21 protein-coding genes are annotated in these 18824 nt (G+C 68.2%); 8 read left to right on the top strand and 13 right to left on the bottom strand.

The features are described 5' to 3' along the window. Positions 1 to 5: 5 nt before the first annotated feature. Together secF and I1E95_RS13620 are read left to right on the top strand one after the other, a co-directional pair. Positions 6 to 1037 (top strand): protein translocase subunit SecF, encoded by a 1032-nt coding sequence (gene secF, locus I1E95_RS13625; protein ID WP_197163080.1) that lies wholly within the window; start codon positions 6 to 8, stop codon positions 1035 to 1037. Continuing rightward, the gene (locus I1E95_RS13620) at positions 1037 to 1222 is read left to right on the top strand and encodes a hypothetical protein (protein WP_197163078.1); all 186 of its coding nucleotides are present in this window, start codon (positions 1037 to 1039) and stop codon (positions 1220 to 1222) included. Before secF ends, I1E95_RS13620 begins: the two co-directional genes overlap by 1 nt. Here I1E95_RS13620 and I1E95_RS13615 read toward each other — a convergent pair whose 3' ends face one another. The 4 genes from I1E95_RS13615 to mnmH are packed head-to-tail and all read right to left on the bottom strand — an operon-like array spanning position 1223 to position 4795. Then, the gene (locus I1E95_RS13615; protein WP_197163076.1) at positions 1223 to 2224 is read right to left on the bottom strand and encodes an AI-2E family transporter; all 1002 of its coding nucleotides are present in this window, start codon (positions 2222 to 2224) and stop codon (positions 1223 to 1225) included. Beyond that, entirely contained in the window at positions 2221 to 3294 is a 1074-nt protein-coding gene (locus I1E95_RS13610; RefSeq protein ID WP_197163074.1) for an AI-2E family transporter, read from the bottom strand. Before I1E95_RS13610 ends, I1E95_RS13615 begins: the two co-directional genes overlap by 4 nt. Beyond that, complete coding sequence (psb28, locus tag I1E95_RS13605) at positions 3291 to 3692, bottom strand: photosystem II reaction center protein Psb28 (protein ID WP_197163072.1); 402 nt, start codon at positions 3690 to 3692, stop codon at positions 3291 to 3293. The genes I1E95_RS13610 and psb28 overlap by 4 nt, the downstream gene beginning before the upstream one ends. Before the next feature lie 47 nt (positions 3693 to 3739). Then, complete coding sequence (gene mnmH / locus I1E95_RS13600; RefSeq protein ID WP_197163070.1) at positions 3740 to 4795, bottom strand: tRNA 2-selenouridine(34) synthase MnmH; 1056 nt, start codon at positions 4793 to 4795, stop codon at positions 3740 to 3742. Positions 4796 to 4867: 72 nt separating this feature from the next. Here mnmH and I1E95_RS13595 point away from each other — a divergent pair, with 72 nt between their 5' ends. Continuing rightward, positions 4868 to 5593: a GUN4 domain-containing protein gene (locus I1E95_RS13595; protein WP_197163068.1), complete on the top strand. Its 726-nt coding sequence runs from the start codon at positions 4868 to 4870 to the stop codon at positions 5591 to 5593. A gap of 51 nt (positions 5594 to 5644) precedes the next feature. Further along, positions 5645 to 6064, top strand: coding sequence for an ATP-binding protein (locus I1E95_RS13590; RefSeq protein ID WP_197163066.1), 420 nt, complete (start codon positions 5645 to 5647; stop codon positions 6062 to 6064). Between the two features lie 33 nt (positions 6065 to 6097). Here I1E95_RS13590 and I1E95_RS13585 read toward each other — a convergent pair whose 3' ends face one another. Beyond that, positions 6098 to 6445, bottom strand: coding sequence for a DUF6439 family protein (locus I1E95_RS13585; protein WP_197163064.1), 348 nt, complete (start codon positions 6443 to 6445; stop codon positions 6098 to 6100). 9 nt (positions 6446 to 6454) lie between these two features. Here I1E95_RS13585 and I1E95_RS13580 point away from each other — a divergent pair, with 9 nt between their 5' ends. Continuing rightward, positions 6455 to 6772: a hypothetical protein gene (locus I1E95_RS13580; RefSeq protein ID WP_231594643.1), complete on the top strand. Its 318-nt coding sequence runs from the start codon at positions 6455 to 6457 to the stop codon at positions 6770 to 6772. Here I1E95_RS13580 and I1E95_RS13575 read toward each other — a convergent pair. From I1E95_RS13575 to glnA, 3 genes are all read right to left on the bottom strand, one after another. Continuing rightward, positions 6769 to 7107, bottom strand: a complete 339-nt coding sequence (locus I1E95_RS13575; protein ID WP_197163063.1) for a copper-binding protein — start codon at positions 7105 to 7107, stop codon at positions 6769 to 6771. The two genes, I1E95_RS13580 and I1E95_RS13575, sit on opposite strands and share 4 nt — an antisense overlap. A 92-nt stretch (positions 7108 to 7199) precedes the next feature. Continuing rightward, positions 7200 to 8261 carry a class I SAM-dependent methyltransferase gene (locus tag I1E95_RS13570; protein ID WP_197163061.1) on the bottom strand — a complete coding sequence of 354 codons (1062 nt, stop codon included), beginning with the start codon at positions 8259 to 8261 and terminating at the stop codon, positions 7200 to 7202. Between the two features lie 68 nt (positions 8262 to 8329). Then, the gene (gene glnA / locus I1E95_RS13565; RefSeq protein WP_197163059.1) at positions 8330 to 9751 is read right to left on the bottom strand and encodes a type I glutamate--ammonia ligase; all 1422 of its coding nucleotides are present in this window, start codon (positions 9749 to 9751) and stop codon (positions 8330 to 8332) included. Positions 9752 to 9973: 222 nt separating this feature from the next. Here glnA and I1E95_RS13560 point away from each other — a divergent pair, with 222 nt between their 5' ends. Then, positions 9974 to 10492, top strand: coding sequence for an allophycocyanin subunit beta (locus tag I1E95_RS13560; RefSeq protein ID WP_197163057.1), 519 nt, complete (start codon positions 9974 to 9976; stop codon positions 10490 to 10492). A 103-nt stretch (positions 10493 to 10595) separates the two neighbouring features. Continuing rightward, positions 10596 to 11759, top strand: coding sequence for an alanine--glyoxylate aminotransferase family protein (locus I1E95_RS13555; RefSeq protein WP_197167527.1), 1164 nt, complete (start codon positions 10596 to 10598; stop codon positions 11757 to 11759). Here I1E95_RS13555 and I1E95_RS13550 read toward each other — a convergent pair. After that, entirely contained in the window at positions 11729 to 12238 is a 510-nt protein-coding gene (locus I1E95_RS13550) for a nucleoside deaminase (RefSeq protein WP_197163055.1), read from the bottom strand. The two genes, I1E95_RS13555 and I1E95_RS13550, sit on opposite strands and share 31 nt — an antisense overlap. A gap of 80 nt (positions 12239 to 12318) precedes the next feature. Here I1E95_RS13550 and I1E95_RS13545 point away from each other — a divergent pair, with 80 nt between their 5' ends. Next, positions 12319 to 13773, top strand: a complete 1455-nt coding sequence (locus I1E95_RS13545) for a pyridoxal-dependent decarboxylase (protein ID WP_197163053.1) — start codon at positions 12319 to 12321, stop codon at positions 13771 to 13773. Positions 13774 to 13957: 184 nt separating this feature from the next. Here I1E95_RS13545 and I1E95_RS13540 read toward each other — a convergent pair whose 3' ends face one another. The 4 genes from I1E95_RS13540 to I1E95_RS13525 are packed head-to-tail and all read right to left on the bottom strand — an operon-like array spanning position 13958 to position 18786. Beyond that, a complete protein-coding gene (locus I1E95_RS13540; protein WP_197163051.1) occupies positions 13958 to 15550 on the bottom strand; it encodes a DUF697 domain-containing protein in 1593 nt (530 codons plus the stop codon). Further along, positions 15550 to 17748 carry a transglycosylase domain-containing protein gene (locus I1E95_RS13535; RefSeq protein ID WP_197163049.1) on the bottom strand — a complete coding sequence of 733 codons (2199 nt, stop codon included), beginning with the start codon at positions 17746 to 17748 and terminating at the stop codon, positions 15550 to 15552. The genes I1E95_RS13540 and I1E95_RS13535 overlap by 1 nt, the downstream gene beginning before the upstream one ends. Further along, positions 17735 to 18214: a signal peptidase II gene (lspA, locus tag I1E95_RS13530; protein ID WP_197163039.1), complete on the bottom strand. Its 480-nt coding sequence runs from the start codon at positions 18212 to 18214 to the stop codon at positions 17735 to 17737. The genes I1E95_RS13535 and lspA overlap by 14 nt, the downstream gene beginning before the upstream one ends. After that, positions 18211 to 18786, bottom strand: a complete 576-nt coding sequence (locus I1E95_RS13525; protein ID WP_197163037.1) for a biotin transporter BioY — start codon at positions 18784 to 18786, stop codon at positions 18211 to 18213. The genes lspA and I1E95_RS13525 overlap by 4 nt, the downstream gene beginning before the upstream one ends. Positions 18787 to 18824: the final 38 nt, after the last annotated feature.

Below are 18824 nucleotides of genomic sequence, written 5' to 3'. Positions count from 1 at the left end.
AACCCATGACCACTTCCCCATCGGGACCGGCAGCATTGCCGAAGATCCAGTACTTCCGCATCACCCGCCACCGGCGCATCGCCTGGTGGGGCTCGGCTGTGGCCTGTCTGATCAGCCTGATCGGCATCGGCCTGTGCTGGCTCAACCCCGCCATCGGCGCCCCGCTCAAACCCGGCCTCGACTTCACCGGTGGCACCCGCATCCAGCTGGAGAGGGCCTGCGCGCCCAACTGCCCAGCGATCACCGTTCCCCAGGTGGAGGAGCGACTCGGCGACCTGAAGCTGCCCGAAGAGGGTGGTGCGGCCGCCCCGGACCTGCGCGGCGCACCGGTGCAGGTGCTGGATCAGGGGCGCTCGATCGAGCTGCGACTTCCCAGCCTCAGCGCCGAGCAGGGCAACGCTGTGATCAGCCAGCTGGCTGGCAGCCTGGGGCCGTTCAAGGATGGCGGCACCTCCGTGGACACCATCGGCCCCACCCTCGGCGATCAGCTGCTGCGCAGCAGCCTCCTCTCCCTGCTGGTGAGCTTCGCGGCCATCGCCCTCTACATCACCCTCCGCTACGACAGGGTTTTCGCCTTCCTGGCGATCCTCTGCCTGGCCCACGACGTGCTGATCACCACAGGGCTGTTCGCCTGGCTCGGACTGCTGCTGGGTGTGGAAGTGGATTCCCTCTTCGCCGTGGCTCTGATCACCGTGGCTGGGTACTCCGTCAATGACACCGTGGTGGTCTTCGACCGGATCCGTGAGCAGAAAACAAGCCTGGGTGCCTTCCCCTTCAGCGATCAGGTGGATGTGGCGGTCGATGCCACCCTGACCCGCTCTCTCTACACCTCGCTCACCACCCTGCTGCCCCTGCTGGCGATTCTGTTCTTCGGTGGCAGCAGCCTGTTCTGGTTCTCCGTGGCGCTCACCGCGGGGATCAGCGTCGGCAGCTGGTCCAGCATCGGCGTGGCCCCCACCCTGCTGCCCCTGCTCAGCGGCAAGGGGTTCGTGGGATCAGCTCCAGAAGACGGATCGGCCCCTGCCGGCGCGGCTTGATGCGGCGCCTCCCGCCGCTCATCCCCGTGCTGCTGGCTCTCCTGGCCTTCGGCGACCTCAGTTCGGAACTGCGGCTGCTGGTCGACCATTTCACCTGGTCGTCCCTGTTCACGGCGATCCAGCAGCATCCCCTGGCCGTGGCCGTGCTGCTGCTCACCCCCAGCCTGACCAGGCACTACCGCTGATCAGGTCCAGCGGTCCATCACCTGCTCCACCAGCACCCGCTGGAAGACCACCTGCAGCACCACCACCAGCGGCAGAGCCAGCAGCACTCCCGGCAGCCCCAGCAGGGCACCGAGGCTCAGCTGGGCCATCAGGGCCACCGTGGGCAGCAGGTTGACCGTGCGGCTGAGCAGCAGCGGAGTGAGCACGAACGCTTCCGCGTTCTGCAGCATCAGGCGCAGCACCAGCACCTGGACCACCTTGGCCGGGGAGATCAGCAGGGCCACCGCCAGAGGCAGAGCCGTGGCCACCGTCGGGCCGATCGTGGGCACGAAGGTGAGCAGACCGCAGACCAGCCCGCTCAGCAGGGCCAGGGGCACCCTCAGCAGCGCCAGGCCGGCCCAGGTGAGCAGAAACACCGTCACCGCCGAGATGGTCATCCCCGCCAGCCAGCCGCCGAGGGCCTCGCGCGCCTCCCGCAGCAGCGATTGCATCGACGGACGCCAGAACAGCGGGGTGGCCGCCAGCACCAGCCGCTGGTGAGGCCGTGGATCCAGGGCCAGAAGAATCGCCAGCAGCACCATCAGCAGGATCTGGATGGTGGAATTGGCGGCGCCCCCCGCAACCCCCAGGAGCTGGGTGCCCAGGGGCTGAAGCTTGTCCCAGGTGGCCAGCTCCAGCAACCGTTCCTCGAAGCTGCGAAAGGCCATGGAGCCACCGGCCAGATCACCCAGACGCTGCAGGAGCACAGGCAGAAGCTGCGTGAACTGATCGGCCTGCTGCAGCAGCTCGGGCAGCAACAGCTCCGAGACCTTCCAGCCCACCAGGCCCAGGGCCACGATCACCAGGATCACGGCACTGGGGCGGTTCAGGGGCAGCCGGCGACGCAGCAGGCTCACGGGCACATCCAGCGCCACGGCCAGCACCACAGCCCCGAAGAGCACCAGCAGCACCCAGCGCAGTTCCCACACCAGCAGGGCCAGCAGCACAAGGGCGAGGGTCCCCAGGAGGGCTCGGCCGTTCATGGGGACAACCGCTGGCGTTTCCAGGGATCGAGGATGTCGTGGATGAGCACCTCACGCACGATCACCTGCACACACACCGCCATCGGCAGGGCCAGGAGCAGGCCCAGCGGACCGAAGATCACGGTGAACAGGAACTGGGCGGTGAGGGTGAGACCCGGCAGCAGTCGAAGTTTGGCGTGCATCACCGACGGGGTGATCACGTAGCTCTCCAGGTGCTGCACCACCACGTAGAGCCCGAGAACGGCCGGGACTTTCCAGGGGTCGTCGAGCAGGGCCACCGCCATGGGGAAGATCGTGCTCAGCGTGGGGCCCACGTTGGGGATCACGTTGAGCAGACCTGCCAGCAGGGCGTTGGCCACCACCAGCTTCACCCCCAGCAGCGACAGGCCGAGACCCGCCAGCAGGGCCACGCAGACCGAGCTGATGGCGACTCCCACCATCCAGTTGCTCAGAGCCGCACCGCAGAGGTCGAGCACCTGGCGCAGACGCCGTCGGTAGAAGGAGGGAGCCAGCAGCACCAGCACATCGCGGTAGGCGGTGGGCTGAACGGCGAGCATCAGACTCACCGCCACGACGAAAACCAGTTGCAGAGTGCCGCTGCCCAGGTTGCTCGCCAGACCCAGCAGCCGCAGGGCGCCGCTGCCCAGCCCGCCGGCCAGCACATCGGGGCTGGGCCCCCTGGCCGGCCAGAGCTGCTGAAGCCACTCCAGCGAGCCGTCATGGCGGCCGTACAGCACCCGGCTGACATGGGCCAGCATCCGGCGGGCCAGACCGATCAGCACATCCGCCGCATCGGGCAGCTTGACCAGCAGCTCGGTGAACTGCTCCACGAAGGGAGGGATCAGCACCGCACCGCCCACCACCACCACCAGGGCCACGGCCCCCAGGCTGATGGTCAGAGCAAGGGGCCTGGAGCAATCCAACCGCGACCGCACGGCACCCACCAATGTGCAGATCGCCATGGCCAGCACCACGGCAGCGAAGAGCTGCAGCAGCAAACCGCGCAGGCTCCAGAGAAGGCCAGCGGCGGTGATGATGGCCGCCAGGCCCAGCCAGTGCCCGAATTTCAAGCGTCCTCGGGCTCGCCCTCAGCGGCCGGTCCGGGGGTGGCCCCGTCCTCCTCGGTGTCACCGTCCTTTTCGGCGAAACCGAGTCCATGGCCGGCGGCGTAGCGCTCGGCGAAACGCATGAACCGGTCGAAATCCTCTTCCGTCTTCCAGGTGTAGGTGGCCTCGAGGGCACTGGGTTTGCCGTTCACGAACCGGGCCTTCACCTCCCGGGTGACCAGTTCACCTTCCTCATCAAGCAGGAACATCCCGGTGATGTCGCCCATGGTTTCAGGAGCCAGCGCCTGGGGTTGCTCGAACACGAACATGGCCTGGCCGGTTCGTCCATCACGGGAGCGGGTCAGGCGGATATCGGGAATCACGGGCTCGTCCACCCCGCGGAAGAACTGAATGGCCGTCATCGGGGTGGGGCAAAGTCCGATCCTAAGCAGACCCTCCGATCACGCCTTCACAGTTCACACGGACTTGATCCTTCTTGGTTCAGGAGCATGGTGGCGGAGCGCTCCTCGTCCCAGTCATGGAGGTCGAGGGAGCGATGGGCGGAGCAGGGATCCGTTCGCTTGCGCTGGCGCTCCAGCTCATGGTCGTAACAGCGGTCGTAGTAGTCGAGCATCCAGCGGCAGGCCTCGGTCCAGTCGCGTCGCTCGATCGCCGCCAGGGCCTCCTGGGTGCGGACAGGCCCCAGCCGCCGGGCGATCCTCCTGGTCGCCTCCGCCAGGTCATCGGCCTCCTGAACCCCATAGACCGCCACCAGCCGTCTCAGCCGTTCCCCCAGGGGACGGCTGATCTCCAGCACCGGAGCACTTTGCATCTGCCGCCAGAGACCCACCGGGATGCGGCAGCGACCCACCTGGGCACTTTCAGCCTCCAGCCAGATCTCATCGGCATCCGCGCAGGTGGCGAGCGCCGCTGCCAGGCGGTTCTCGAAGTGCTCACTGCTGGGCTGGGGGGGCAGGCCCAGCCCGCCGAAGCTGCTGCCGCGGTGATGGGCCAGTCCTTCGAGATCGACCACCGCCACCCCGCGGCGGGCCAGTTCCAGCAACAGGTCGGTCTTGCCCGTACCGGTGCGCCCGCCCAGCAGCCTCAGGGGCCAGGGGCGCTCGAAGCTCGTCAGCACCCAGTGGCGGTACGCCTTGTATCCCCCCTCCAGCAACTGCACCGACAGACCCAGGGTTTCGGCCAGCCAGCCGACGCTGGCCGAGCGCATGCCGCCACGCCAGCAGTGGATGCGCAAGGGCCCACCTCCGGCGGCCTGATGGTGCGCGAGCAGTCCATCGCCCAGGGCCGCCAGCTTCGGGCCCACCAGCGCCAGCCCCGCTTGAACCGCCGGCTGGGAACCCCGCTGCTTGTAGGTCAGTCCCACCTCGGCCCGCTCGAGGTCGCTGAACAGCGGCAGATTGATGGCCCCGGGAATGTGAGCCTTGGCGAACTCCGCCGGGCTGCGCACGTCCAGCAGCGCTCCTCCACCTGCCAGGAAGGCGTCGATCGCCAGCCACGACGCCATCGCGCCCCACCTTGAAGGACCTTGCCTGACATAGTGGGCCCACGCCGGCCCGGCTCAGGCCCGCCGAACTTCATGCTTTCCGGTCCACCCGCTTCCGCCACAGCCAGCGCCGAACAGCTGCTCGAGCGTTTCAGCTCCAGCTCCCCGCGCCAGCGGCGGAGCCTGCTCCCCCAGATCGAGGCCCGAGCCCAGGAGCTGCGCCCCCTGCTGCTCGAGGCCCTCAGCCACCATGATCCCGACGCTGACGACTGGATCGCCGGTCTCTGGGTCCAGATGCTTCTGGCCGTGGACGACAGCCACAGGCAGACCTTGCTCGAGCGCCATCCAGGAGGATGGCTGACCGTCGCCAGTGCTGGCGGCATCGACTACGGGCCCCTGCAGGAAGCCCTGTCCCTGCGTTCCTTCGAGCTGGCGGATCGCATCACCAGCGAGGTGCTTCGGCAACTGGCCGGAGCGGAGGCGGTCCGGCGCGGCTACGTCTATTACAGCGAGGTGGCCCCCATGCCCGGCCTCGATCTCACCAGCCTCGATCGGCTCTGGGTCTGCTACTCAAGGGGCCGCTACGGCTTTTCCGTCCAGGGGCGGCTGCTGAGAGCCTGCAACGGCCGCTGGGACCAGCTCTGGCCGAGGTTGGGCTGGAAGAACGAGGGCACGTGGACCCGTTACCCCAGTGCGTTCCAGTGGAACCTGGAGGCGCCGGAGGGACACATGCCGCTGATCAACCAGTTGCGCGGTGTGCGTCTGATGGATGCGCTGCTCAATCACCCGGCTGTGCAACAACGAATCAGCACCGGCTGAGCCTGGGGTGGCCCGGAGCGTTAGAGTCAAATCGAGCCATGGTTGGTGTGGATGCTTCGGCGCCTGATCAGTCCGCTGCGGTGGACCGACTTCATCACTCCCTCCACCCTTCAGCTGGCTCCCCTGCTGGAACTGCTGCTGGAGCCGATGGCCACGGCGGCCAACCTGGCTGAGCTGCAGCTGGGCCTGCAGGAGGCACTGGTGAATGCTGTGCGCCACGGCAACGGTGGCGATCCACGCAAATGTCTCCGCATCCGCCGCATCCTCACGCCCAACTGGGTGATCTGGCAGATCCAGGATGAGGGGTGCGGAGTCCCGGCCTGTGCCCGCACAAGTGTCCTGCCCGAGCGCAGCGATGCCTGCTGCGGCCGGGGGTTCTTCCTGATTCACCACTGCTTCGATGACGTGCGCTGGAGTGAGCGCGGCAACCGGCTTCAGCTCGCCGCCCAGCGGCAGCGGCACCGGGCCTGACCTGCAGTCCTTCCTGAAACCCCTAATCCTGAATCAGTGGCCGTGGCTGGGACAGCCGGGATCGCGCAGATCCCCCTTCAGCCAGGCCAGACCATGCTCGAGCAGTTCGATCGCCCGATGCTGGGCGTCACCCTCGAGGCGATGGGGGGAGCTGTCCTCAGCGAGAAGGTGCACCAGGGCAGCCGCCACCTGCTCGGCAGCCCGCCTGGGCTTGTGCCCTTTCTGGGCATGCCAGTCGCGGCCATCGATGGCGAGGAGCCTCTGCAGCTCCACCGCCAGCTCACGGCTGGTGGCCGGCCAGGTCTGGGGAGATCCGCTCCGTGTGGTGGCAGCGGGCGCTGAGGGAAGCGGCACTGGACGGGAGACAGCGTGGGGATCCATCCTGACGCGATGGCCAACCCTTCGCGGCGTCGATCCTCCCGTTCGCTCCACCGGCAGGACCGCCGGAGCTCCGGCTGGCTGCATGGGCTCTCAAGCCTGCTCACCATCGCGAGCCAGGGGGAGAGGCTGGCCGCCCAGGAGCGCTCCAGTCAGATGGACCTCTCCTGCTCCGGCAGGCGGCTGAGCCAGCGGCTCGAACTGGCTCAGCGATTGCTGGATCCCCTGCCGGTCCCCCTGCGGATCGGTCGCTGGCAGGATCAGGTGCTCTGGCGGGCCCTGCGCTGGGGCGGGGTCGGGCTGATCCTGGCCTGGTGGTTGCTGCGCTAGGCGGCCAGCGCCAGCACGGGGGCCTCCTCGACCACTTCCACCAGATAGGGACTGCCCGCGCCGAACAGAGCACCGCTGGAGAACAGGACGTCCTTGGTGGGAGCCGGCAGTGTGGGCTGGAGCTGGCCACTGCGCCAGGAGTGGTACAGCGAACGGCGGTGGCGGTCTTCCTGGAGAACGAGCCTGTCGGCACCCAGGCTTGGGCTCTCACCCGGCAGCAGAGGCGTGCGCAGGCGGATGCCGAAGCCGTGGGCTTCGATCTGGACATGTCCTTCCATCAGAACCGTCTGGAAGGACCAGCCCTGCAACCAGCGCAGATGAAAGGGATTGGACATCGGAGCACGGCACACAGATGAGCTGAAAGCTATTCACATTCCTCAGCACCTGCCAGGGAGGAACGATCGATGTGCTGCAGCGCTGACGCCGCTCAGGCCAGAGGTTTGGTGGCGGACCAGACCCGGGTCATGAAATGGGACCGGGCGCTGATCCCGCTGAAGCCCGCCTGAGCCAGGCGTGCATCGATGTCATCGGAGATGTAATCGCGGTAGTAAGGCTCATGGAAGGAGCGGCGGAAATTCTCCAGCGCCGCTGAGAATTCCGGGGAATCAGCCAGCTGGATCGAATCGGCCAGCACCAGCACTCCGCCCGGCTCGATCACCCGGAAGCACTCCTGCAGCACATTCTGACGGGCTTCGGCGGGGAGCTCATGGAACAGGAACACACAGCTCACCGCCTGGAACGTGGCATCGGCGAAGGGAAGCGACTCGGCATTGCCCTGCACGAGCTGGGGCAACTCTCCCGGCAACTGGCTCAGGCAACGGTTGGCTTCGCGCAGGTACGACGCCGAGAGGTCGAGGCCCACCAGCTGGATCTCCCCCAGACCACCGCGAAGCTGACGCAGGGTGCGGCCGGTGCCGGTGGCCACATCCAGAAGACGCAGCTGCCTGGGTGAGCGCTGGGCGAAGGCACGCAGCCCCCGCTGGAGGGGGGCGATCAGGCGGCGACGCATGGCATCGGCGCAGCCGTTGAAGAGGATTTCGACCTGCAGGTCGTAGAGGGCCGCGGAATGGTCGCTCAGATAGCCATCGGTCTGGTGGTGGAAGTTCTGCAGGTAATAGGCGGGGTAATCCTCAGGACGCACATCCCGGGGCAGATCCCGCACCTTGCGCTGGGTGCGGCGGTTCCACTGAAGCGGGGTGTCCAGCCAGACCAGGGGGTAGCGCGCCGCCCAGTCGAGCCAGGGGGCATCGAAGAGCAGGGAAGGGGGGTAGAGGCCACTCTCGGCGTCCTGCCAGTCGGTCTCAAGCAACCGGTCCATGGAGGCCTTGAGCGCCAGGCCCATCTGTGCGGGCACCGGCACCGTCTGGGGAGCCCCCTGGGGATCGACCAGGCGCATGAGCCGACCGCCCAGCTCCTTGTGGGCCAGACCCATGATCGTCTTGCCCTGCTGCAGGGCCTGATAGGCGAACTTGCTGACGGTGTCGGGCATGGGGTGCCGGGGAAGAGGCGGCGTTCAAGGCTCTTCATTTCAGCCGATCCGCCTGGCCGCTGCGAGGCTCAGCCGTCGTAGTAGAGGCTGAACTCGTAGGGATGGGGCCGTTGCCGCAGCTGCTGCACCTCCTCGGATTTGAGGGCGATCCAGTTGCTGATGAAGTCTTCGCTGAACACCTCCCCGGCCAGCAGGTACTCGTGGTCGGCCTCGAGGGCGGCCAGCACCCCCTCGAGAGAGGCGGGCACCTTGGCGATCTGCTCCAGGTCTGCCGGGGACAGCTCGAACAGATCGCGATCCACGGCGTCGCCAGGATCGATCTGCTGGCGGATGCCATCCAGTCCAGCCATCAGCATCGCGGAGAACGCCAGGTAGGGATTCGCCATGGCATCGCCGCTGCGGAACTCCAGTCGCTTGGCCCGGGGGTTGTCTCCGCTGAGGGGAATGCGCACCGCCGCAGAGCGGTTGCCCTGGGAATAGACGAGGTTCACGGGTGCCTCGAAGCCCGGCACCAGGCGTTTGTAGCTGTTGGTGGTGGGGTTGGTGAAGGCGAGGAAGCTCGGAGCATGCTTCAGCAGTCCTCCGATGTACCAGCGGGCCGTCTGGGAGAGATCCGCATAGGTGCCCAGTCCGAAGAACAGCGGCTGGCCGTCCCTCCAGAGGCTCTGGTGGACATGCATGCCGCTGCCGTTGTCGGCGAACACCGGCTTGGGCATGAAGGTGACGGAGCGGCCGTACCTGCGGGCCACATTGCGCACCACATACTTGTAGGTCATCACGTTGTCGGCCGCACTGATCAGCTCGGCGAACCTCATACCCAGCTCCTGCTGACCAGCGGCCGCCACCTCGTGGTGATGCTTCTCGATCGGCACACCCAGCTGACCCATGGTCAGCAACATCTCACTGCGGATGTCCTGAACGGTGTCACTCGGGGGAACGGGGGAATACCCCTCCTTGGCATTCATCTTGTAGGCCAGATTGCCGCCCTCCTCAAGCCGGCCGCTGTTCCAGGGAGCTTCGATCGAATCGATGCTGTAGAAACAGCCTCCCTCGCTGGAACCGTAGCGGACGTCATCGAACAGGAAGAACTCCAGCTCAGGTCCGAAATAGGCTGTGTCGGCCAGGCCCGTGCCGGCCAGATGGACCAGGGCCCGCTGGGCCAGCGACCGCGGGCAACGCCCATAGGCCCCGCCACTGCGTGGCTCCTGAATCGAGCAGATCAGGCTGAGGGTCTTGTGGCGGAGAAAGGGATCGATCCAGGCCGTGGCCGGATCGGGCACCATCGCCATGTCCGATTCATGGATCGCCTTCCAGCCCCGGATCGAGGAGCCATCGAAGGCCAGGCCCGTCAGGAACGACTCCTCGCTGAGCAGGTCGGCGCAGACGGTGAGGTGCTGCCATTTGCCATGGAGATCGGCGAACTTGAGATCGATCAGCTCGATGCCCTCGTCCCTGATCCGACGAAGCAGGTCCTGGGCTGGGTTGGCCATGGGGGCAGAGACAGGCGGAAGGGAGGACGGAGATCGAAGCTTGGACCCGTCACGCGGGCCTTTGGTGTCCGTTGTAACTCTCGCCCCGGCCTGGATCAGGGGCGTGCCGCCGGCCCGCGCTGCGTAACCGTTTCTGTCAGATTCGCCAGATCCCATGGCTGGACAGGGATCTGGCCAAACTCGGGTGCTAGCTTCCGCTCCAGGTGAGACGATCTCAACGTCATGCGCGATGCCATCACCGGTCTGATCGGCCGGTATGACCAGCTGGGGCGCTATCTCGATCGCGACGCGATCGATCGCATCGCCACCTACCACTCCCAGGCTGAAGTACGGCTGGCAGCGGTGGAACTGATCAACCGGGAAGCGGCGGAGATCGTCCGGGATGCCAGCCGTCGCCTGTTCGAACAGGATCCGGAACTGCTGCTGCCCGGCGGCAATGCCTACACCACCCGCCGGCTGGCCGCCTGCCTGCGCGACATGGACTATTTCCTGCGCTACGCCAGTTATGCGCTGGTGGCCGACGACCCCACCATCCTCAATGAGCGCGTTCTCAACGGCCTCGACGACACCTACAAGAGCCTGGGCGTCCCCACCGGTCCCACGGTGCGCAGCATCGTTCTGCTGGGCGAAGTGCTGGCGGAGCGGCTCTCGGAAGCGGGTCTGGAGCCAGGGACTCTGATCAGCGCCCCGTTTGAGCACATGGCCCGCGGTCTGGCCGACACCAATGTCAGGGCCAGCTGAGGGCCGTTGGCTCACTGCTTAGGCTGACGTTCATCGATCCTCAGTTGCCCCGCAGGCTTTGGTCACCCTGTCCTCCTCCCCCTCCACCGCCGCGGCGCCTGCCGTGAGCGATCGCCATCGCCTGCACCTGGGGCCCATCGCCACCCCGGACCGGCTCCTGCTCGGTCCGGGACCGTCGAACGCCCACCCCACGGTGCTGAAGGCCCTCGCCCGCACCCCGATCGGCCACCTGGATCCGCTCTACATCGACCTGATGGGAGAAGTGCAGGATCTGCTGCGCTACGCCTGGCAGACCGAGAACCGTCTCACCATTCCCATGAGCGGCACCGGCAGCGCCGCCATGGAGGCGACCCTGGCCAACACCGTGGAGCCGGGCGACAAGGTGCTGGTGGCGGTGAAGGGCTACTTCGGCCTGCGCCTCGTCGACATGGCCGGGCGCTACCGGGCCGAGGTGGCCACGATCGAGCGGCCCTGGGGAGAGGCCTTCACACTCGAGGAGATCGAGCAGGCACTGGACAGCCATCGTCCGGCGATCCTGGCGATGGTTCACGCCGAAACCTCCACCGGTGTCTGCCAGCCGATGGAAGGAATCGGCGAGCTCTGCCGCCGCTATGACTGCCTGCTGCTGCTCGACACGGTCACATCCCTCGGGGCCGTCCCCCTGCACCTTGATGCCTGGGGTGTCGACCTGGCCTACAGCTGCAGCCAAAAAGGTCTGAGCTGCCCTCCGGGACTCGGCCCCTTCACCATGGGGGAGCGGGCCGAGGCCAAGCTGGCCTCCCGCAGCGGCAAGGTGCCCAACTGGTATCTGGATGTCTCCCTGCTCAACCAGTACTGGGGCAGCAACCGGGTGTATCACCACACCGCCCCGGTGAACATGAATTTCGGCATGCGCGAAGCCCTGCGTCTGCTGGCCGACGAAGGCCTGGAGAACGCCTGGAGACGACACCGCCTCAATGCCGAGCGCCTCTGGACGGGCCTGGAGCGCCTTGGCCTCGAGCTGCATGTGCCGGACCATCTGCGCCTGCCCACCCTCACCACGGTGCGCATTCCCGAGGACGTGGATGGCAAGGCCTTCTCCCTGCATCTGCTCAACACCCACGGCATCGAGGTGGGCGGTGGACTCGGCGCCCTCGCCGGCAAGGTCTGGCGGATCGGCCTGATGGGCTACAACAGCCAGCCTGAGAACGTCGACCTGCTGCTCGACCTGCTGGAGACGGAACTTCCCGCCTTCCGTCAGTCAGCTCCGGTTGCCGCGATCGCCTGAGCCCGTCTCCGGCCCCTGAACCAGTTCTCCAGCAGCTCCCTGGCCTCCGGCTCACGCACACCGCCCATGACCTCCATGTGGTGATGGGCACTGGGGTCCTGCGCCAGGTTGAGACAGCCCCCCAGGGCTCCACGCTTGACGTCCCCTGCGGCGAACACCACCCGGCCCATGCGGGCCTGGATCAGGGCTCCGGCACACATCGGACAGGGCTCCAGGGTCACCAGCAGGCTGCAGGCGTTGAAACGCCAGTCTTGAATCAGGCGTGCGGCCTGGCTGAGTGCCACCAGTTCGGCATGGCCCAGGGGATCCTGTCCGGTCTGACGACGGTTCGTACCCCAGCCCAGAGCACGGCCGGCTCCATCAAGAACGACTGCCGCCACAGGAATCTCTCCAGCCTCGCCCGCCCGCCGGGCCATCCGCAGCAACCGCTCCATCCAGAGCTGCTGGCTGCCGATCGGCAGGGGGGCGGGTGGACGCATGGTCAGCGGCGTTGGCGGTGGGGGCCGCGGAGCGCGGACCACGAGACTGACAGCCCGGACTGCTCCCGTCACCAGAGACAATGATCTCCCCGACCGCCTTGCCCTTGGCCGTCACGCCACACCAGGAGCGGGCGCTCGATCCCCTGCCCTTCGCCTCACCGGACGTCTTCGACGCGGATCTGGAGGCCTTTCTCCAGGACGCCTCCCATCAGCTCTGCCGCTGGCTGGGAACGGCCGTGAGCCGTCCCCCTCTGCCGGGTCTCAGCCTGCTGCCGTCGGTGGAACCTGAAACCTCGGGGCTGGGTGCCGAGAGGCTGCTCGCGGATCTGCACCTGGTGATGGAGGGGGCCTACAACCCGAACCATCCAGGCGCCCTGGCCCATCTCGATCCCCCGCCCCTGAGCGCCTCGATGGTGGGAGACCTGATCTGTGCGGGTCTGAACAACAACCTGCTGGCCGAGGAGCTCTCCCCCTCCCTCAGCCGGCTGGAGCGGAGCCTGTGCGGCTGGCTGGCCCGGCAGCTGGGCCTGGGGGAGCACTCCGGCGGGGTGCCCGCCAGCGGCGGCAGCCTCAGCAATCTGATGGCCCTCGTGGCGGCACGGGAGAGCCGCGGCCTTCGCGGGGTTCCCGAGGCCGTGGTGCTCTGTGGCCTCGACAGTCACACCTCGCTGGAGAAGGCCGCGATGGTGATGGGTCTGCCGGCGGCAGCCCTGCAGCGCCTGCCCCTCGATGGCGACGGCCGCCTCGAGCCGGCGCTGGTGGCTGAGCGCCTGGAGTCCCTCAGCGCCGCTGGGATCCCGGTGATCGCCCTGGTGGCCACCGCCGGCACCACCGTGCGCGGGGCCGTGGATCCCCTGGTGGACCTCGCCAGCCTCTGCCGCCGCCACGGCATCTGGCTGCACGTCGATGCGGCGATCGGTGGGGTCCTCGGCCTGAGTGAGCGCCACCGCGATCGGGTCGAGGGTCTGGGGCTGGCTGATTCGATCACGATCAACCCCCAGAAGCTGCTGGGAATCACCAAGACCTCCTCGTTGCTGCTGCTGGCCGATCCCTGCGCCCTGGAACGCAGTTTCGCCACGGGTCTGCCCTACATGGAGCTGAGCCGCGAAGGGGGGCATGGAGGCGAGTGTGGCCTGCAGGGCAGCCGCAGCGCCGAGATTCTCAAGCTGTGGCTGGGCCTGCGCCAGCTGGGCCTCAATGGCATCGAGGCCGTGATCGAAGGAGCGATTCAGCGCCGCCGCCGCCTGCAGCAGCTGTTGCGTGGGGCCCGGGACTCGGGCGAACTCATCCTCCTCAGCGGGCCCCTGCACCTGCTGGCCTTCCGTCCCAGCCGGCTCGAGGCCTCTGGCTGCGAGCACTGGTCTCAGCACTGCCGCCAGCAGCTGCTGGCCCACGACCTGATGCTCTCCCGGCCCCGCTACCAGGGGAAACATCACCTCAAGGCGGTTCTGGGCAATCCCCACACCCAGGAGGAGCATCTCGAGCAGCTCGCCTCGGTGGTCATCCAGTCGTTGGGAACCGGGGAGCAGGAGTGAGACCGGAGCCACGGGCAACCGGCAGGATGCCAGCAGGGCAACCAGCCTCCAGGGGTGACAAGCCGTCGTGAACCCACAGCAACCATGAGCGATCAGCAGCCGCAGACCAACCCCCGCGGACGCTGGGTGGCGATCGTCACCGGAGCCCTCTCGATCCTGATCGGGGTGCTCTATCTCGGCCTGATCACGGTGCTCGACGCCCGGGGCCCCCTCCAGCCCCCTCCCCCCGAGGCCCTGGGCGTGGTGGCAGCTGCCGGTCCCGCCGGCGCTGCAGCGGTTCCACCACCCGACGCAGGGCCACCTCCAGAAAGCCGCGCAACGCCCCCTCCCGCCGATTGAGGTCGTACTGGCGTCGAACCACCTCCTGCAGCCCGCCATCGCCCCAGTCCTGGCCCTGCTCGAAGTAGGTGAGAAAGCTGAGGCCTGCAATCCGCGTCAGCCAGGCGGCACTGACTCCCTGCACCGCCTTGCTGACCACCAACGCCGGCAGGTTCAGACTCAGGGCTGTGGTGATCAGTCCCAGCCCCCCCTTGATCACCCCCAGGCCCGCCAGGGTGCGGCCCACGGAGAGGGCCAGATCCTGGCCCGCCTCCCGCGTCAGGGTCACCCCGTACACCCGGCCCAGCTCCACCACCATCTGGGCATTCACGGCGGCGGTACCGAGCAGATCCACCACCGGCAGGGGGTTCACCACCAGCACGCCGGCGCCGATCCACATGTAGCGATCGACAATGGCCTCCCCGTCCTGGCGACGCTGGCGCGAGAGCAGGGCGCGGCTGGCGTCACTGAGGCGCTGGCTCTGCAGCAGGATGTTGTCGGCGATCAGCTCCTCGCCGTCCTGGTGCAGCACCTCGGAGAGACGGCGCAGCAGGGCCTCCACTTCCGGCGCAGGCTGCAGCGGCCGACCGCCAGGTCTGGGGATCGACTGGGGCGCCGCGGCGGCGGGGATCACGTCCTCGCTGGCGATCCTGCCGGCACAGCGCTGGCGCAGCAGGGCCAGAAGGCGCCGCTCCTCCTCCTCGCCGCGCAGATCACATTTGTTCAGCACCAGCACCAGGCGCTTCCCGAGGCCGGCGAGGGCCTCGAACACCTGAAACTCCGCAGCCCTCAGATCGCCATCCACCACCAGTAGCAGCAGATCGGCCCGGGCCGCCTGTCTGCGGGCCTCACGCTCACGCTCCAGTCCGTCGTGGCCCGATTCGAGAATTCCCGGTGTATCCACCAGCTGCAGCCCCCTCTGCAGGCCCTTCAGACGTAACCGGTAGGTCTGACAGGTGGAGGTGGAGCCCATCGCGGCCCCCACCTCTCCCACCACCTGCTGGAGCAGGGCGCGGATCAGGGAGGTCTTCCCGGCCGAGCCACTGCCGAACACCACCAGCACCAGATCGCCACGGGCGAGTTCCGCCTCCACCCGGTCGCGCTCCTGGCGGAGGGCTTCGCGGGCCACCGCATCGCGGACCCGCTCCAGCACCGGATCGATGGCACGCAGCTGCTGACCGGCCGCCTCCTGGCGGCTGCTGGGGGCCGGGAGGGGTTGGTTGCCGGGGCCAGGGACCTTCCTGGGGTTGCGCCAGGCCCGCAGCCAGGGCCAGGCCAGGCGCAGCAGAACCACCGAGCCGCCGCCCAGCAGCAGCAGCAGCAGCGGACCCACCAGGACCGGCGGCAGCAGGTAGCTGAGCTGCCACACGAGGGTGTTGAACGCCTGCAGCAGCAGCGACACGGCCACGATCACGGCCAGCGCCGCGGCCGCCCAGATCCAGAGACGCAGGCGAGGCATCAGGGCTTCGCCGCGGGGGTGCCACGGCTCGGGGTCGCCTGACGCATGATGTCTCCCCAGAGGCCGGCAGCCAGAGCGCTGCTGCTGCGGGTGGGGCTGTTGTCATCGTTGCCCAGCCAGACGCCCATCACCCAGTGGCGACTGGGCTCGGAACCGATGAACAGGAGATCCCGGGCCCCGTTGGTGGTGCCGGTCTTTCCCCCTTCGTCGCCGCCGAGATACGCCGCCCGGCCGGTTCCGGAGCGCACCACGGCCTGGAGCAGCCCCTGCATGCTGCGGGCCACCTCGGGCTTGAGCACGCTGCGACCCGGCTGGATGGCCCGGTTCGGCTGACCTCCCTTGTTGCGCAACTGGCGGCATCGCTCGCTCTCGAGGCCCGCGCAGGTTTCGGCATCGGTGAGGCGGCGGATGGTGCTGGGGGCATGCCACACCCCGCCATTGGCCACGGCCGCATAGGCGGCCGTGAGCTCGATCAGCCGGACCTCGCTCTGGCCGAGGGTCAGGCCGGGCACCGGACTGAGGTTGGAACTGATGCCCAGATCCTGGGCTTGCTGCACCACCGCCTCCAGGCCCACCCGCCGGGCCAGGCGCAGGGCGGCGGTGTTGCTGCTGCTGGCGAAGGCCTGACGCAGGCTGAGGCTGCCGCCGCAGCCACTGGAGAAGGACTGACCACGCCAGCTCAGGGGACTGCAGCTGATGGCATCGCCAGGCCTGGCCCCTCGCTGCAGCGCCGCCAGGTAGGTGAAGAGCTTGAAGGTGCTGCCGGGCTGCCGCAGGGCCTGGCTGGCCCGGTTGTACTGACTGGTGCGGTAGTCGCGCCCGCCGGCGATGGCGATCACACCACCGCTGCGGCTGTCCAGCAGCACCACAGCCCCCTCGCTCACCCCCAGCGCGGCGGACGCGGCCAGTCGACGGCGCAGCTCCCGCTCCACCACCGCCTGCACCGGCGGATCAAGGTGGGTCTCCACCAGAAAATTCCCCTCCGCCGCCACATCCGGCCCCAGCAGCCGCTCCAGGTCGAGACGCACCTGGTCGGTGTAGTACGGCGCAGGCCGGCTGGTGCCGCTGCGGCAGGCCTGACTTCCCAGCTGAATGGGGCTGCGGCGGGAGCGGCGGGCCCGGTCGGCACTGAGACGGCCGCTGTCGGCCATCTTCAGCAGCACGACGTTCCTGGCCTCCAGGGCCGCCTGGGGGTTGACGCAGGGATCATGGCCGTTGGGGGAGGGCAGCAGGCCCACGAGCAGGGCCGCCTCCTCAAGGCTGAGCTGGGCCGCCGGCTTGGCGAAGTAGTGGCGGGCAGCATCTTCGAAGCCCCAACCCACCCCCAGATACACCCGGTTCAGATAACTCAGCAGCAGATCGCCCTTGCTGAACCGGGCCTCGAGCTGCAGGGCCACCAGCAGCTCCCGCCACTTGCGGATCAGCGTTTCACCCTGGCCCACCTGCTCGGGGTAGAGACTGCGGGCCAGTTGCTGGGTGAGGGTGCTCCCACCCTCCAGAACCCGACCTCCGAGCACGTTGGTGGCCAGGGCCCGGGCCGTGCCGATCGGATCCACCCCGGGGTGCCACCAGAAGCGGCTGTCCTCACTGGCGAGGAGCGCATCCACCAGGGCCGGCGGAAAATCAGAGAGGGCATCGTTTTCCCGGTGTTCGCTGGAGTCGGCGGAACTGAGGGGCCGGTTCAGGCGGTCGTAGAGGGCGAGGGGGCCGCGCACCGGCGCCAGGCTGCCCCGCACCGGAGTCCACAGGGAGGCCAGAGCCAGAAGCAGCAGACCTCCGGAACCCAGGCCGCCCAGCACCAGGGTGAGGCCGCGGGCAAGCCGCGGGCCCAGCGGGATGGGCTTGCGCTTGAACACCAGCTCGGGCAACCCCGGCTCCTCGGGGGGACCGAAGCGGACCACATCGCCATCCCGCAGCAGCAGGTCCCGGATCCGCCGGCCGCGCCAGAACAGTCCGTTGGTGGAGCCGCTGTCCCGGAGCAACCAGTGGTGTCCCACCGCTTCGAGCCGGGCGTGGTGCTTGCTGACAGCAGGATGGTCGAGGCTCAGCTCCAGACCAGGATCCCTGCCGAGGCGCACCGTCCTGCCGTGGAGGACCATCCGGCGCGGGGGCTGACCGTTCAGATGGATCTCGACCTGAGCGGTCGCCGGGCTCTCCAGCGCCACCAGCGCCCGTTTCAGGGCCTCAACGGCGCTCACGCTGGCGTCCCTCCCAGAGGTCCAGGATCAGGCAGAGCACCGCCAGGTTGATCGCCACATCGGCGAGGTTGAACACGGGGAACTGGACGGGAACCAGCTCGAGAAAATCGACCACTCCACCGATCCGCCAGCGGTCGAGACCATTGCCCACGGCCCCCCCCAGCAACGATCCGAGTCCAAGACGCTGCCAGCGTGGCAGAGACGGATGGCGCTGGATCCAGATCACCAGCAGCAGAGCCACCACCAGACTCACCACCCCCAGCCAGACGGTGTGGCCGGTGAGCAGGCTGAAGGCGGCGCCGGTGTTGAACACCAGCCGCAACCGCAGGAGCCCCGGGATCAGCGGTTCGGCCAGGCCCGAGGGCAAAGCGGCCGTGGCCCACGCCTTGCTGAGCTGATCGAGCAGCACCACCAACCCCGCCACGGTCCAGGCGAGGCGGCGGCCGGAGCTCCCCGCCCCGCTCATGGTTCCACCAGCAGGAGGCGCCGCAGGGGCCAGGCCAGCACCGCCACCCCGCAGCAGAGGAGCAGCTGGGGCAGCAGCGGTCCGAGGCTGTAGGCGACCAGCAGGTCGGGCAGCCCATTGGCCCATCGGCCCGCCAGAGCCCCGAGCAGGAGGTTGGCGATGCCACTGAGCTGAATGACCACAAGCCCGAAGAAGGCCGCTCCCAGCAAGCGCAGGAGCTCACCCATCCCCTCCTGGCGCGCCAGCCGCCCGGTCACCCAGGCCGCCGGCACGAATCCAGCCAGGTAGCCGAAGCCGGGATCCAGCAGGTAAGCCATGCCACCCCCGGAGTGGAACACCGGCAGCACCAGCAGACCGAGGCTGAGGTAGGCGACCGCCGCCAGCAGGGCCGGCCTGGGGCCGCAGACCAGGGCCGTGAGCAACAGAGCCGGCACCTGGGCGGTGACGGGCAGATCGAGCAGGCGCAGCCCTCCACCGGCCAGGGGCAGGGGAACAGCGGCCTGGATCAGACCCCCCATGATGATCAGCAGAAGCCCCACGAGGGCTCCACTCCAGTTGGCTAAGGCCCGCAAACGAAGGGTGACTGGCTGCACCCATCCTGCTGTAGTGG

Source organism: Synechococcus sp. CBW1107 (assembly GCF_015841355.1).
GTDB lineage: Bacteria > Cyanobacteriota > Cyanobacteriia > PCC-6307 > Cyanobiaceae > Regnicoccus_A.
This window is presented reverse-complemented; position numbering and strand designations above follow the sequence as displayed.